Origin of the sequence: Agrobacterium vitis, assembly GCF_037039395.1 — a bacterium.
Classification (GTDB): domain Bacteria; phylum Pseudomonadota; class Alphaproteobacteria; order Rhizobiales; family Rhizobiaceae; genus Allorhizobium; species Allorhizobium vitis_E.
The window spans coordinates 278,543-291,750 of record NZ_CP146242.1 but is presented as its reverse complement, the minus strand read 5'-3'; the positions used below and the strand labels follow the sequence as shown (position 1 = coordinate 291,750).

The 13,208-nt window shown below is 57.7% G+C and carries 14 protein-coding genes; 12 read left to right on the top strand and 2 right to left on the bottom strand.

From position 1 onward, the window contains the following. Window positions 1-253 precede the first annotated feature (253 nt). The 4 genes from ribH to V6582_RS03920 all read left to right on the top strand — a co-directional run bounded on the left by ribH (window position 254) and on the right by V6582_RS03920 (window position 4,787). A complete protein-coding gene (gene ribH, locus V6582_RS03935) occupies window positions 254-712 on the top strand; it encodes a 6,7-dimethyl-8-ribityllumazine synthase (protein WP_015915583.1) in 459 nt (152 codons plus the stop codon). A gap of 4 nt (window positions 713-716) precedes the next feature. Next, the gene (gene nusB, locus V6582_RS03930) at window positions 717-1,199 is read left to right on the top strand and encodes a transcription antitermination factor NusB (RefSeq protein ID WP_015915584.1); all 483 of its coding nucleotides are present in this window, start codon (window positions 717-719) and stop codon (window positions 1,197-1,199) included. 26 nt (window positions 1,200-1,225) lie between these two features. Further along, window positions 1,226-2,452, top strand: a complete 1,227-nt coding sequence (locus tag V6582_RS03925) for an MFS transporter (RefSeq protein WP_156632305.1) — start codon at window positions 1,226-1,228, stop codon at window positions 2,450-2,452. Between the two features lie 196 nt (window positions 2,453-2,648). Beyond that, on the top strand, window positions 2,649-4,787 hold the full coding sequence (locus tag V6582_RS03920; protein WP_156632304.1) for a sodium-translocating pyrophosphatase: 2,139 nt from the start codon (window positions 2,649-2,651) through the stop codon (window positions 4,785-4,787). 78 nt (window positions 4,788-4,865) lie between these two features. On the opposite strand, the gene V6582_RS03915 is transcribed toward V6582_RS03920, so the two are convergent. Continuing rightward, window positions 4,866-5,372: an outer membrane protein assembly factor BamE gene (locus V6582_RS03915; protein WP_060716020.1), complete on the bottom strand. Its 507-nt coding sequence runs from the start codon at window positions 5,370-5,372 to the stop codon at window positions 4,866-4,868. 334 nt (window positions 5,373-5,706) lie between these two features. Between V6582_RS03915 and V6582_RS03910 the strand changes: the two genes are divergently transcribed. The 6 genes from V6582_RS03910 to V6582_RS03885 all read left to right on the top strand — a co-directional run bounded on the left by V6582_RS03910 (window position 5,707) and on the right by V6582_RS03885 (window position 10,165). Next, a complete protein-coding gene (locus tag V6582_RS03910) occupies window positions 5,707-6,261 on the top strand; it encodes a ubiquinol-cytochrome C chaperone family protein (protein WP_156632303.1) in 555 nt (184 codons plus the stop codon). After that, entirely contained in the window at window positions 6,258-6,821 is a 564-nt protein-coding gene (locus V6582_RS03905; protein ID WP_060715802.1) for a YceD family protein, read from the top strand. The genes V6582_RS03910 and V6582_RS03905 overlap by 4 nt, the downstream gene beginning before the upstream one ends. Window positions 6,822-6,931: 110 nt before the next feature. Continuing rightward, a complete protein-coding gene (gene plsX / locus V6582_RS03900; protein WP_337739283.1) occupies window positions 6,932-7,999 on the top strand; it encodes a phosphate acyltransferase PlsX in 1,068 nt (355 codons plus the stop codon). A 19-nt stretch (window positions 8,000-8,018) separates the two neighbouring features. Further along, entirely contained in the window at window positions 8,019-8,990 is a 972-nt protein-coding gene (locus V6582_RS03895; RefSeq protein ID WP_015915591.1) for a beta-ketoacyl-ACP synthase III, read from the top strand. A 98-nt stretch (window positions 8,991-9,088) separates the two neighbouring features. Continuing rightward, window positions 9,089-9,427, top strand: a complete 339-nt coding sequence (locus V6582_RS03890) for an integration host factor subunit alpha (RefSeq protein ID WP_015915592.1) — start codon at window positions 9,089-9,091, stop codon at window positions 9,425-9,427. A gap of 192 nt (window positions 9,428-9,619) precedes the next feature. Next, a complete protein-coding gene (locus V6582_RS03885; RefSeq protein ID WP_015915593.1) occupies window positions 9,620-10,165 on the top strand; it encodes a MerR family transcriptional regulator in 546 nt (181 codons plus the stop codon). Window positions 10,166-10,241: 76 nt separating this feature from the next. Here V6582_RS03885 and V6582_RS03880 read toward each other — a convergent pair whose 3' ends face one another. Next, window positions 10,242-10,505, bottom strand: a complete 264-nt coding sequence (locus tag V6582_RS03880) for a DUF982 domain-containing protein (protein WP_156632301.1) — start codon at window positions 10,503-10,505, stop codon at window positions 10,242-10,244. 288 nt (window positions 10,506-10,793) lie between these two features. Here V6582_RS03880 and V6582_RS03875 point away from each other — a divergent pair, with 288 nt between their 5' ends. Both V6582_RS03875 and V6582_RS03870 read left to right on the top strand, forming a co-directional pair. Beyond that, window positions 10,794-11,585 (top strand): PRC-barrel domain-containing protein, encoded by a 792-nt coding sequence (locus V6582_RS03875; protein WP_156632300.1) that lies wholly within the window; start codon window positions 10,794-10,796, stop codon window positions 11,583-11,585. 233 nt (window positions 11,586-11,818) lie between these two features. Continuing rightward, window positions 11,819-13,195 carry a sensor histidine kinase gene (locus V6582_RS03870; RefSeq protein WP_234889707.1) on the top strand — a complete coding sequence of 459 codons (1,377 nt, stop codon included), beginning with the start codon at window positions 11,819-11,821 and terminating at the stop codon, window positions 13,193-13,195. The last annotated feature ends 13 nt before the right edge of the window (window positions 13,196-13,208 follow it).

Sequence of the window (13,208 nt, the reverse complement as noted above, 5' to 3'; positions counted from 1 at the left end):
CTCAGTGGCGCGCCTTCCAATGACCGATGAGTCAGTAAAATGTCTTCTGCAGGCGCAAAACCGGTATTTTGCGGGCTTGGTCACAATAATGTGCGAGAGTGCTGGAGGTGGGCGGCCAAGGGAGCAGGATTGCAAGGCTTTGGCGGCATTTCGGCGGGTTTTGCGGAAAAACACTTGCCATTCGGGGTAGGGCATGGTTTGACCCCGCATCCAATCATTGCCATTTTCTCCATCCGTTCCGGGGTGACCGCTTATGTCTGACCAGTATTCCGCACCGCACCTTCTTATTGTCGAGGCCCGTTTCTACGACGACATGGCCGATGCGCTTCTGGACGGCGCCAAGGCGGTGCTGGATGAGGCTGGCGCCAGCTATGACATCGTTACTGTCATGGGCGCGCTCGAAGTTCCCGCAGCGATTTCCATGGCGCTCGACGGCGCCGACAATGGCGGCGTGGTCTATGATGGCTATGTGGCTCTCGGCATGGTTATCAGGGGCGAGACCTATCACTTCGATATCGTCGCCAACGAATCCTCCCGCGCCCTGATGGATCTTTCCGTCTCAGAATCGCTTGCCATCGGCAACGGCATCCTGACGGTGGAGAATGACGAACAGGCCTGGGCCCGCGTCAAGCGGACGGACAAGGATAAGGGTGGCTTTGCCGCTCGCGCCGCCCTGACGATGATTGCCCTGAAGCAGAAATTTGGTGGTTGAACCGATGACGACCGAAAATAACAAACCACCGGTAAAGACCGCCAACCAGCGCGGCGCAGCACGGCTTGCCGCCGTGCAGGCGCTTTACCAGATGGATATCGGCGGCACCGGCGTTCTCGAAGTCGTTGCTGAATACGAGACCCATCGTCTCGGTCAGGAAATCGACGGCGAAACCTATCTGAAGGCCGATGCCTCCTGGTTTCGCTCCATCGTGGCCGGTGTGGTCCGCGACCAGACCAAGATCGACCCGCTGATCCGTCAGGCCTTGCAGGATGATTGGTCGCTGGCCCGGGTGGACAGCACCGTGCGGGCCATTCTGCGGGCTGGTACGTTTGAATTGCTGGAACGCAAGGATGTTCCTATTGCGGTGATCGTCACGGAATATGTCGAGATTGCCCACGCCTTTTTCCAGGAAGATGAGCCCAAGCTGGTCAATGCGGTGCTTGACCGGATTGCCAAGCAGGTCAGGGTTCCCGCAGTCAAGTAACGGCCCTTCGGGGGAAGGGCAGGGACATGGCAGTGGAAAGCAGCACTGGCCTTGAACATCAGTTGCGAGGCGCCAAGCGCACCGTTGCTATTCTGACCGCTGCTCAGGCGGTGCTGGGCTCTGTAGCGCCCCTGTCCTTTTCCCTGGGCGGGCTTGCCGGTTACCAAATGCTGGGTGCCGATAAATCGCTGGCGACAGCGCCGCTCACCGGCTTCAACATTGGCGTTGCGCTTGGTGCGGTGGCCATTGCCATTGCGTCCCGCTTGTTTGGCCGCAAGGCTGCCTTCATCATCGGGGCAGGCTCGGCGGCGATTGGCGGATTGGTCGCCACGCTGGCGCTGTTCAGGATCGATTTCTGGCTGTTTGCCTTTGGCCTGCTGCTGGTCGGTCTTTCCAGTGGCTTTACCCAGAAGATCCGTTTTGCCGCAGCCGACAGTTCGCCCAGCTATTTCAAGGGCGAGGCCATTTCCTGGATTCTCGCAGGCGGCATCGTTTCGGCTATTCTTGGCCCGCAATTGGCGATCTGGCTGAAAGATCTGTTCGAGCCGGTGTTGTTTGCCGGTGCATTTCTGGCGCTGGCGCCGCTGATGCTGCTGGCCATTGCGATTCTCAGCTTCGTTCATCTGGGGCAGCCGCTCGGCCACCACGATGACAGCGCCAAGCCTGCTCGCCCACTGCGCGAGATCGTGCTGACGCAACGCTTCATTACCGGGATGATCTGCGGCATCTGCACCTATGCATTGATGACCTTCATGATGACGGGTGCGCCGCTCGCCATGGTGATCGGCTGCGGCTTTACCTCCGATCAGGCAACACTCGGCATTCAATGGCATGTCATCGCCATGTTCGCGCCCAGCTTCTTCACCGGACGGCTGATCCGCCGGTTCGGAGCGGAAAAAGTTGTCGCCGCCGGTCTGTTGATCCTGATGGGCTGCGCCGTCGTCGCGCATATGGGCGTTGAACTCTGGAATTTCTGGGGCGCGCTGGTGCTGCTCGGCATCGGCTGGAATTTCGGCTTCATCGGCGCGACAGCCATTGTTGCCTCCTCCTATCGGCCACAGGAAGCCGATAAGGTTCAGGGTTTCCATGACATCATCCTGTTCAGCACGGTTGCCCTCTCGTCCTTTTCTTCCGGCAAGGTGTTTACCGCCTATGGCTGGTCGGTGATGAACCTGGTGATCTGGCCGGTAACCGTGCTTTGCCTCGTGCTGATTGCGCTGCAATTGCTTGCCGAGCGTCGCGCCAAGGCCTGACGGCTCCAGATACCCCCTCAACAAAGCTCTTTACGGCGGAACATTCCCGGCGGTTGTCGATTGCGTTCTGGCACGGCAGGACGCTTTGAAATCCGGTTGCACGCTCTTGACCTTTGCAGCGTGAGAAGCGCACTCTGCCTTAGAAACAGGCAACGTCCTTTGAGGAGAGGGCGGTGTACAACAGGGAGGCGTTGGAATGGCAGTTCTGTTAGGCATAATTCTATGTGGCTTGATTTCGGTGGCCTATGCGGTCTGGGCAACGCAGGCGGTGCTGGCCGCTGACCAGGGCACGCCGCGCATGCAGGAAATCGCCGGCTATATCCGCGAGGGCGCGCAGGCCTATCTGGCCCGCCAATATCTGACCATCGCTATCGTTGGCGCCGTGGTGTTTGCAGGCGTCTGGTATCTGTTGTCGGGTGAGGCTGCCATTGGCTTCCTGATCGGCGCGGTTCTCTCTGGTGCGGCGGGCTTTATCGGCATGCATGTTTCGGTGCGCGCCAATGTCCGCACCGCGCAGGCCTCGGCCCAGAGCCTGGCCGCCGGTCTCGACATCGCCTTCAAATCCGGGGCCATTACCGGCATGCTGGTGGCAGGTCTCGCTCTTCTCGGAGTCTCCGTTTATTATCTCATTCTGACCTATGGTCTTGGCCATGCCAACGGCTCGCGCGATGTCATCGATGCGTTGGTGGCGCTCGGCTTCGGCGCTTCGCTGATCTCGATCTTCGCCCGGCTTGGCGGCGGTATCTTCACCAAGGGCGCCGATGTCGGCGGCGATCTCGTCGGCAAGGTCGAGGCGGGCATTCCCGAGGACGATCCACGCAACCCCGCCACCATTGCCGATAATGTCGGTGATAATGTCGGCGATTGCGCCGGCATGGCCGCCGACCTGTTTGAGACCTATGCGGTCTCCGTGGTCGCCACCATGGTGCTGGCGGCGATTTTCTTTGCGGGAAGCGCGATACTGGAAAGCGCGATGATCTATCCGCTGGCGATTTGCGGCACCTGCATCCTGACCTCGATTGCCGGTACGTTTTTCGTCAAGCTCGGCGTCAATGGCTCGATCATGGGCGCGCTCTACAAAGGCCTGGTCGTCACTGGCCTGCTTTCGATCATCGGTCTGGCCGTGGCAACCCAGTTCACCATCGGTTGGGGTGCGATTGGCAGCGTTGCAGGTCAGGCTATCACCGGCGTCAATCTGTTTATTTGCGGCATTCTCGGTCTGGTCGTGACCGCGCTGATCGTTGTCATCACCGAATACTATACCGGAACCAACAAACGCCCGGTCAATTCCATCGCCCAGGCGTCGGTGACCGGCCACGGCACCAACGTTATCCAGGGGCTGGCGGTTTCCCTTGAGTCAACCGCGCTGCCAGCGCTGGTGATCATCGGTGGCATCATCTCCACCTATCAACTCGCCGGTCTGTTTGGCACAGCCATCGCCGTCACCACCATGCTGGGGCTGGCCGGTATGATCGTGACGCTCGACGCTTTCGGTCCTGTGACCGACAATGCTGGCGGCATCGCCGAAATGGCGCATCTGCCGCCGGAGGTGCGTAAGGTTACCGACGCGCTGGACGCGGTTGGCAATACGACAAAGGCCGTTACCAAGGGCTATGCCATCGGTTCGGCAGGGCTGGGCGCGCTTGTGCTGTTTGCCGCCTATTCCAACGATCTGCAATATTTCGCCGCCAATGGGGATCAATACCCCTATTTCGCCGGGATCGGCGACATTTCCTTCAGCCTCTCCAATCCTTATGTGGTGGCCGGGCTGATCTTTGGTGGTCTCATCCCCTATCTGTTCGGCGGTATCGCCATGACGGCGGTGGGACGGGCCGCTGGCTCTATCGTCGAGGAAGTGCGCCGCCAGTTCCGCGAAAAGCCCGGCATCATGCAGGGCACCGAGAAGCCGGATTATGGCCGCGCTGTGGATATCCTCACCAGGGCGGCAATCCGCGAAATGATCGTGCCGTCATTGCTGCCGGTGCTGGCGCCCATCGTCGTCTATTTCGGCGTGCTGCTGGTCTCCGGCTCCAAGGCCTCGGCCTTTGCGGCACTGGGGGCCTCCTTGTTGGGTGTCATCGTCAACGGCCTGTTCGTGGCAATTTCCATGACCTCGGGCGGGGGCGCCTGGGACAATGCCAAGAAAAGCTTCGAGGACGGCTTTGTTGACAAGGACGGCACAAGGCATCTCAAAGGGTCAGACGCCCATAAGGCGTCGGTGACAGGCGATACGGTTGGCGATCCCTACAAGGATACGGCAGGTCCTGCCGTCAATCCGGCCATCAAGATCACCAATATCGTTGCCCTGTTGCTGCTGGCAATTCTCGCTGGCTGAGGGCGAATCATAGAGCGCAAACACAGAAAAACCCGCGACCGTGAGGCCGCGGGTTTTGTTTTGGTATTGAGGCTCGGCTTATTGGAAGCCGAGCATGTTCTTGATGCTGTTGGTAGCGCCGTTGCCGCCCGACAGGATCTGTTGCAGGAAGCTGAGGTCCTTGCCGCCGGTTGGCGTGGTGCGCGAGACCATGTCGAAGACCTTGCCGTCCTTCATGCTGTAATTGGCGCGCCGGGCCACAGTGCCGTTCTTGTCGAAGTAAATCGCCAGAACCTGCTGATCGACCAGCTGCTGCTTCATGAAGGCCACAGGGCGCTTGCGGGTCTGGGAGATATAATAGAATACCTCGCCATCGAAGGTCGCCGTGGTCGACGGCGTGCCGAGCGATAGCAGGACCTGTTCGCGGCTGGCACCAACCGGCACCAGATCCAGCGCCTTCGGGTCTACAATATAGCCGTTATGGAAAACTTCGCCGGTCGTGCAGCCGGTCAAGCCGCCGGTTGCGATCAGCAAGGTCATCGCGGCCAGGCCGATTGCCTTGGCGTCGGGCCGGAAATACCGTCTCTTCAATGATGCATCTCCCATCATGCTCTCTTCTGCCCGCCTGCAGGCCAGGTTCGTTCTTGCGCCAGCCATTTCTTGCGCCAGTTGCTTCTTGTACTTATCCGCTTGCGTCTTGCCCATATCATTGTGGCCTTTCCGGGGAAACTGAAAAGACTGAGCAACGATATGTTTCAAACCAGAACCCGCTTTGGCCGATGCGATTGCCATCGGCAGGGCCTGTCCGGTAAAACGGCATTGCAATTCATCACTGCTTCGGTAAACCAGCTTTAGTCATCATGCAACATCGGTCGGGCCGTCGCGCCTCTTTCTCCAGGGATCGGACGAATAGCCGGCAACACGTAAAATAGGCGCTGCCATGATTTTCACCCTGTTCAAGACCCGCCGCAACAACCGCCAGATTATCGACCGTCAATATGCCGTGCTGATGGAAACCGCCCGCGTACCGCTGTTTTATGAGGCGCTCAACGTGCCGGATACCGTGATGGGCCGTTTCGAAATGCTGTCGCTGGTGCTGATTCTCTATCTGCGCCGCACGGCGAAATCTGAGCGCAGCGGTCAGGAAGTGGCGCAGGAAATCATCGATGCATTTTTTCAGGATGTCGATCATTCCATCCGGGAATTGGGGGTCGGCGACCAGACTGTGCCCAAACGAATGAAAAAATTGGCGGGAATGTTCTATGGACGCCTTGAATCCTACGGCAAGGCACTCGATTTGAAGGATGAGAGTGCGCTTGCCGCCGGCTTTCGGCGCAATATCCATCCAGACGTGCCGGAAGCCGCGCTTCCGGCCATGACGGATCTGGCCCATTGGGCCATCACAGCGGAAACATATCTTTTACAAACGACGGAAGAGGCCGTGATCACCGGATCGCTGGCATTTCCTCTTCCAGAGCAGCAGGTTCATCGATGAAATCGCAAGGCCAAACCCTGGCAAACACGCCTTTTTCCTATCACGTCAAGGTCGGACATGTCTCCGCCAATGCCGTACGGGTGCGCCTTGAGGCCAATGACGCCGAGCGCCAAGGCCTGGCGCAGCTTTGGAAAGTGCTGGCTGTCCGTTCCCTGAAGGCTGAACTTCAGATCAGCCGCTGGAAGCGCGACGGTGTGCGAATCAAGGGCGTGGTGGAAGGCGAGATCGAGCAGGCCTGCGTCGTGACGTTGGAGCCGGTGCTGACGCAGATTAGCGAACAGGTGGAGCAGGTCTTCGTGCCTGAAGGCTCCAAGCTTGCCCGCATTGTGCTGGACGGCCAGGGCGAAATGGTGCTGGACCCGGACGGACCGGACGCGCCGGAACCCTTCGTCGGCGACACGATCGATGCGGGCGCGCTGGTCGCCGAGTTTGCCGCCATGGCAATCGACCCCTATCCGCGCAAGCCGGGCGTTGAATTTTCAGGCCATAACGAGGATACAGGCGCGCAGATTATTCGCCCATCGCCCTTTGCTGCGCTTAAAGACTGGAAAAAGGACTAGATTGACAGTCGCGCCTTGACGATGAACCACAAATAAGTTGTACGCCAGACCAAAACCGGTATTTTGGCCGAAAATTTCACCTGGGGGTGAAAAAGAAGGGATTAAGACGCGTGGTCAAAATTTCTCTCGACGTCATGGGGGGCGATTTCGGTCCCGAAGTCGTTATTCCGGGCGCCGCCCGGGCGCTGGAGCGCCATCCGGAGATTACATTCATCCTGTTTGGCCAGCGGGAAAAGTGCGAGCCTTTTCTTGCCAAATATCCAAAACTGAAAGCAAAATCCGTCTTCCATGATTGCGAAGTGGCAATCGCCATGGACGAAAAGCCAAGCCAGGCGCTGCGGCGTGGCCGCTATGTCTCCAGCATGTGGCGCTCGATCGAGGCCGTCAAAACAGGCGAGGCGGATGTTGTCGTGTCTGCCGGTAATACCGGCGCCTTGATGGCGATGGCCAAGTTCTGCCTGCGCACCATGGCCAATGTCGAGCGTCCGGCGATTGCCGGGATCTGGCCAACCCTGAAGGGGGAAAGCATCGTGCTCGATATCGGCGCCACCATTGGTGCCGATGCGCAACAATTGCTGGATTTCGCCGTGATGGGCGGCGCTATGGCCCGGGCTTTATTCCAGATTGATCGTCCTTCGATTGGCTTGTTGAATGTCGGCGTCGAGGAAATCAAGGGTCAGGAAGAAGTGCGCGAAGCGGGCCGCATGTTGCGTGAGGCGGGTCTGGACACCCTAAACTATGCCGGTTTCGTCGAGGGAGACGATCTCGGCAAGGGCACAGTCGATGTCGTCGTCACGGAAGGCTTCACCGGTAATATCGCCCTGAAGGCTGCCGAAGGCACGGCGCGCCAGATCGCCACCTATCTGAGGGCGGCGATGTCGCGCAGCCTGATGTCGAAGATCGGCTATTTCTTCGCCAAGGGGGCGTTCGATGCGCTGAAGGACAAGATGGACCCGCGTAAGGTGAATGGCGGCGTCTTCCTCGGTTTGAACGGCATCGTCATCAAAAGTCATGGCGGCACGGACGCGGAAGGTTTCGGTTCAGCCATCGAGGTTGGCTATGACATGGCGCGCAACGGTTTGACCAAGAAAATTGAAAATGATTTGAAACTTTATCACACTCGCTTTCCATCGACGTCCAGGGCTGGCTCCTCCAGCGCCGGGCCGGAAGCAGCGTGAAGGACAGGATAAATATAAAATGATTCGTTCAGTTGTTCGCGGTGTTGGCTCGGCTTTGCCCAAGCGGCTATTGAGTAACCGCGAAATGGAAACGCTTGTCGACACGTCGGACGACTGGATCGTTCAACGCACCGGCATCAAGCAGCGCTATATTGCCGGCGAGGGGGAGACCACTGCCTCGCTTGGCGCTGAGGCTGCCTTGAAGGCGCTGGAGGCCGCTGGCCTCGCGCCTGCCGATATCGACATGATCATCTGCGCCACATCGACGCCCGACAATACCTTTCCGTCGGCTGCGGTGAATATCCAGAACCGGCTTGGCATGACCCACGGCTTTGCCTTTGACGTTCAGGCCGTCTGCACCGGGTTCGTCTATGCGATGACGACGGCGGATGCCTATATTCGCGGCGGATTGGCAAAGCGGGTGCTGGTTATCGGTGCCGAGACCTTTTCGCGCATTCTCGACTGGCAGGACCGCACTACCTGCGTGCTGTTTGGCGACGGCGCTGGCGCTCTGGTGCTGGAAGCGGTCGAAGGGCAAGGAACCATTGCCGATCGCGGCGTGCTGACGGCGCATCTGCGTTCGGACGGCTCGCACAAGGACAAGCTTTATGTGGATGGCGGCCCATCCACGACAGGCACTGTCGGCCATTTGCGCATGGAAGGCCGTGAAGTCTTCAAACATGCAGTCGGCATGATCGCCGATGTGATCGAGCAATCCTTTGCGGCGTCGGGCCTGACGGCTGAGGATGTCGATTGGCTGGTGCCGCATCAGGCCAATCGTCGCATTATCGACGGTGCTGCGAAAAAACTGGATATTCCCCTGGAAAAAGTTGTGATCACCGTCGATCAGCACGGCAATACATCTGCCGCCTCGATTCCGTTGGCGATTTCGGTTGCGGTCGCCGATGGCCGGATCAAGCAAGGCGACCTGGTGCTGCTGGAAGCCATGGGCGGCGGATTTACCTGGGGCGCGCTGCTGCTGCGCTGGTAGTTGCCGCAAAAACAAGTTGTTAACGGCGCTTGACCGATTGCGTTCATATCAATAGTCTCTGAGTATAACGAACAGAACTGATAAATGGACGGGATGCTATGGCTGGCAAAACGGTAACACGCGCGGATTTGGCTGAATCGGTCTTCCGCAAGGTTGGTCTTTCCCGGACGGAATCCGCCGAACTTGTCGAAACGGTTATCGATGAGATTTGCAATGCCATCGTGCGTGGCGAAATGGTCAAGCTTTCTTCTTTCGCCACCTTCCAGGTGCGCGCCAAGAACGAGCGGATCGGCCGCAACCCGAAGACCGGCGAAGAAGTGCCGATTTCGCCCCGCAAGGTGATGACGTTCAAAGCCTCCAACGTCTTGAAACAGCGTATCCTGCGCTCGCATCTGGCCCGCAAAGCCAAGCAGAAACCGGCCAATCCGGCTGCTTAACGGCCTTGCGGCCAAGGCCGCGCCGCCGGCAAGTTATGAGCTTGATTGTGTCGGTCTCTGTTCGTTGCGGGCGACGTTTTCGAGCAGCTATCTGGATGGATGGCTTGCCGACGAGTCTTCAAAGCACTGGCCGAAAGACAAGATAATACAGCCTCAGTTTCTGATGAGAGACATGCTGTCGTTGAGAGTGACATGATGGAGCCCGTCTTGGATAAGAGCCCTGATGCCTTCCGTACGATCAGCGAAGTGGCGGACGATCTCGATTTGCCGCAGCATGTGCTGCGATTCTGGGAAACCAGGTTTCCGCAGATCAAGCCGCTGAAACGCGGCGGCGGACGGCGCTACTACCGTCCTGACGATATCGAATTGCTGAAGGGCATTCGGCATCTGCTCTATGATCACGGCTACACGATCAAAGGTGTGCAGAAGCTTCTGAAAACCAATGGCAATAAATTCGTCATGGCTGTCGCTTCCGGCGACCTGGCGACGATGGAAGCCCTGGTTGCCGCTGGCCAATCCAGCAATGACGATCCCAAACTCGGCAGCGACGACGACCAGGTCGTCGGTCATGCAAAGTCGCGTACCAGCAGCCGATTCTTTAACTTTGGCGGTGGCGACGATAGCGCTCTCGACATTTCCGCTGGCCGCGGTTCGGTCGGCAAAGAAGACCGGGCGCTGCTTCAGGAAACCCTGTTCGATCTGCTGGAATGCAAGCGGCTACTGGATCAGGTCCGCTAAGGGCTGTCAGGTTCAGTTTTTCTTTTCGGGAAAACCTGGATCTACTTCCCTAAGGAAAACTCTAAAAACACCGACCTCACGCCGCCAGAGTGTGATCAGGCGCAATCGCCACATTACCGCGATGCGCGGCAATGATCAGCGCGCGCCGTGCATAGGTGGCGGAACGCCGTCCTTCCAGGGCGGCTGCGCAGGCAGACAGGGCCTTGCGAAAATATTCGCAGGAAAAATCCGGCCATTGATCGGCGAGCAGCCAGGCTGCTTCACGAATCGATCTTACCATGTGGGTGGTTCCGGCAATTACCAAGGCGACCGGCCGCTGAAAGTCTCTGTCTACTGTCATGTCATGTTCTCCGCGGCTCATAACGCCACGGTTAACCATTGGTTCCGCAGAAAGATTCCGATGTGAATAATAAATTCAGGGCTAGTATCGCGGGCGGTGGAGGCGGGTCTGATGTGTATTTCGGCAAGACGAAAAGAGTGCCAAAAAGGAATATTTTCTTAAATTTTGGAACAAATCGAGATGGTGTGCGTTATGCTTGGTGAAGAATAGCGTCATGCGGTGCGCCTCCTTCCGATCAGTGTGCTGGGCAACACGAAGTCATAGCAAAACCCGCCGATCGGATCAGGAATGACGTTTATGAAATCAGCTGCGGCTGGAGCCCTTCTGCTTGCGCTTTTGGGCACGCCAGCGCTAGCCGCCTGCAATATTTCCGATGCAAGGCTTGAAGAAGCCATTCTGGAAAAGCCTGAATTTCGGGATCCTCAAAACCGCTATCTCGTGCATGACCTGCGTAAATTGCGCGATGCGGCCTTTCTTCTTTGGAATTACGGGCTGGAAAAAGATTGCGAGCGGTTGCTGGGCAATATTCGGGAATTGATCGCATCCCCGTTCATGGCGCGGTTGGGTACGAATGACGAAGACGCGACCGACCAGCAATTGGCCGCTGGCGAACCGCAATGGCATAGGCTGGGCCAGGTCAAGGGAAGCCGTGGCGCGGCCAATGAGGGGGCATTGATCAGCATTAATGATCTCGATCCTGGCTTGCTGGTCAATGAAATCGTCGGCGCCGAAGTTCGGACCGCCGATGACAAGATCGTTGGCGAAGTTCGCAATGTGGTCATCGGCACCAAGGACCGGCAGGACTATGCAATCGTTGCGGCTGGCGGGTTCTTCGTGCCGGGCAAGGATAGCCTCGTTGTTCCGCTTCGCTACCTGCTTGTCGATCGGGAGAGGAAGAGCTTCTTTCTGCGGATTTCGAATGCACAGGTGAAGGCCGTCCCTTTGATGCCGGACCAGGATTATCAATGGTTAACCGACGAGACATGGCGCAGGACAAACGACGCAATTTTCGAGAGTTTGATTGCAGGCCCCGGGCCTGATCAACCCACGAAAACCTCGAGAGACAGTGCCACCAAATAAGCGGTTAGCCAGAGCATGCTCTGACGGACGAGGACAAGCCGCCAGTTGCCATGCTTGACGTTTCAATCGTCCAACACGAACATTCATTAAAAACGATGTTTGCTACTCCACGGATCTCTATCCCAAGCCATTGATGCTTTGGTATGTTTGGACCGTGGTATAGCTCACCTATTTCACGCGCGGCATAGCCGCACCTGGAAACAGCCTATCTCATCTTAGAAAAGCGACGCCCCTTGACCAATCTTCTGCTCAACGAAATCCTGCCTCAGGACATTATCGATACCTCCCGTGACGCAGTGCTGATTCTGAGCCAGGATCTGACTGTCCTTGCCGCCAATCAAGCCTTTTACGCCAACTTTCAGATCGCTTCGGAGCAGACGCTGGGGCGGCAACTCTACGATCTGAAGGGCGGCCATTGGAATATTCCAGGGCTTCGATTGCTTTTGGAGCAGATCGTTCCGCAGGACACGGTCGTCAATGCTCATGAAGTTGATGTGGTTTTCCCGGATCTGGGCCATAGGATCATGATGGTCAATGTTCGTCGGGTTCAACGCGCGAGTGATGCCGCAAATCTTTTTTTGATGTCAATTGACGATGTCACGCAAGCGCGCCTTGCCAGTGCGGAGGCCGAGCGGAGCTGGATTCTTGCGCAGAATATTGTCGATACGGTCCGCGATCCACTGCTGGTACTGGAGCACGACATGAGCATTGTGTTTGCCAGCCGTTCTTTTCTAAAGCTCTTCGGTGTGCAATCCACCGAGGTGATCGGTCAACAGTTGAAAACGCTGGGGGACGGCCAGTGGAATGTGGCTGCGCTCAACGATCTTCTGGAGCGCGTTCTGCCTCGCGATGAACATGTCGATGGCTTGCTGCTGGAAGACGAGTTTCCCGGCCTGGGCCGGCGTGTGTTCAAGATCAATGCCAGGAAAATATTTAGGCCCGGCAATCATGTCACCCGGATGCTCGTCGTGTTCGAGGACGCGACGGAGGCCGTGATGCTCGACAGGCATAGGGATATATTGGCCGCGGAACTGGCTCATCGTATCAAAAACAGCCTGCAGATCATTTCCTCTTTTGTCTCTCACGAGATTCGCCGCGCCGCAGAGCCCTGCGCTGAAGGATATAAGGCCATGCAGGCGCGGATCAGGGCCGTTGCCGAGTTGTATGACGTCATTGCTCAATCCAGCGCGTTTGGCCCCGTCAACATGGAAACCTATCTGAGAGGCATCACCACCACGATTCGTAAGAGCCTTTTGAGCCCGAATTCGAACATCACCATCAGTACGAAAACCGAGCCGTTGAGCATTCAACCCGATTATGCCGTATCGATCGGCTTGATCGTCAATGAACTCGCCACCAATGCCGTGAAATATGCCTTTCCATCGGGGCAGGGCGAGGTTGTTCTCGGCTTTCAGCGCCGGGAGGGTGAAGTCGCGTTGACCGTTAGCGATAACGGAATCGGTCTCAGCGGCAAATCGGAGGGGTCGGGACTTGGCACCCAGTTCGTCAAAGCTTTCGTCAAGCAGCTCGGGGGCTCCCTGGCCAGCGCGACAAGCTCCAACGGCACGACCTATACCGTCAGGCTTCCCCCATCGATCTTGGCGGAATGAGCTTTGCGGTGTG

Excerpts from the sequence above, each read along its gene's own strand:
- ribH (WP_015915583.1), top strand. The coding sequence starts at position 254 with ATGTCTGACCAGTATTCCGCACCGCACCTTCTTATTGTCGAGGCCCGT.
- nusB (WP_015915584.1), top strand. The coding sequence starts at position 717 with ATGACGACCGAAAATAACAAACCACCGGTAAAGACCGCCAACCAGCGC.
- V6582_RS03925 (WP_156632305.1), top strand. The coding sequence starts at position 1,226 with ATGGCAGTGGAAAGCAGCACTGGCCTTGAACATCAGTTGCGAGGCGCC.
- V6582_RS03920 (WP_156632304.1), top strand. The coding sequence starts at position 2,649 with ATGGCAGTTCTGTTAGGCATAATTCTATGTGGCTTGATTTCGGTGGCC.
- V6582_RS03915 (WP_060716020.1), bottom strand. The coding sequence starts at position 5,372 with ATGGGAGATGCATCATTGAAGAGACGGTATTTCCGGCCCGACGCCAAG.
- V6582_RS03910 (WP_156632303.1), top strand. The coding sequence starts at position 5,707 with ATGATTTTCACCCTGTTCAAGACCCGCCGCAACAACCGCCAGATTATC.
- V6582_RS03905 (WP_060715802.1), top strand. The coding sequence starts at position 6,258 with ATGAAATCGCAAGGCCAAACCCTGGCAAACACGCCTTTTTCCTATCAC.
- V6582_RS03895 (WP_015915591.1), top strand. The coding sequence starts at position 8,019 with ATGATTCGTTCAGTTGTTCGCGGTGTTGGCTCGGCTTTGCCCAAGCGG.
- V6582_RS03890 (WP_015915592.1), top strand. The coding sequence starts at position 9,089 with ATGGCTGGCAAAACGGTAACACGCGCGGATTTGGCTGAATCGGTCTTC.
- V6582_RS03885 (WP_015915593.1), top strand. The coding sequence starts at position 9,620 with ATGATGGAGCCCGTCTTGGATAAGAGCCCTGATGCCTTCCGTACGATC.
- V6582_RS03880 (WP_156632301.1), bottom strand. The coding sequence starts at position 10,505 with ATGACAGTAGACAGAGACTTTCAGCGGCCGGTCGCCTTGGTAATTGCC.
- V6582_RS03875 (WP_156632300.1), top strand. The coding sequence starts at position 10,794 with ATGACGTTTATGAAATCAGCTGCGGCTGGAGCCCTTCTGCTTGCGCTT.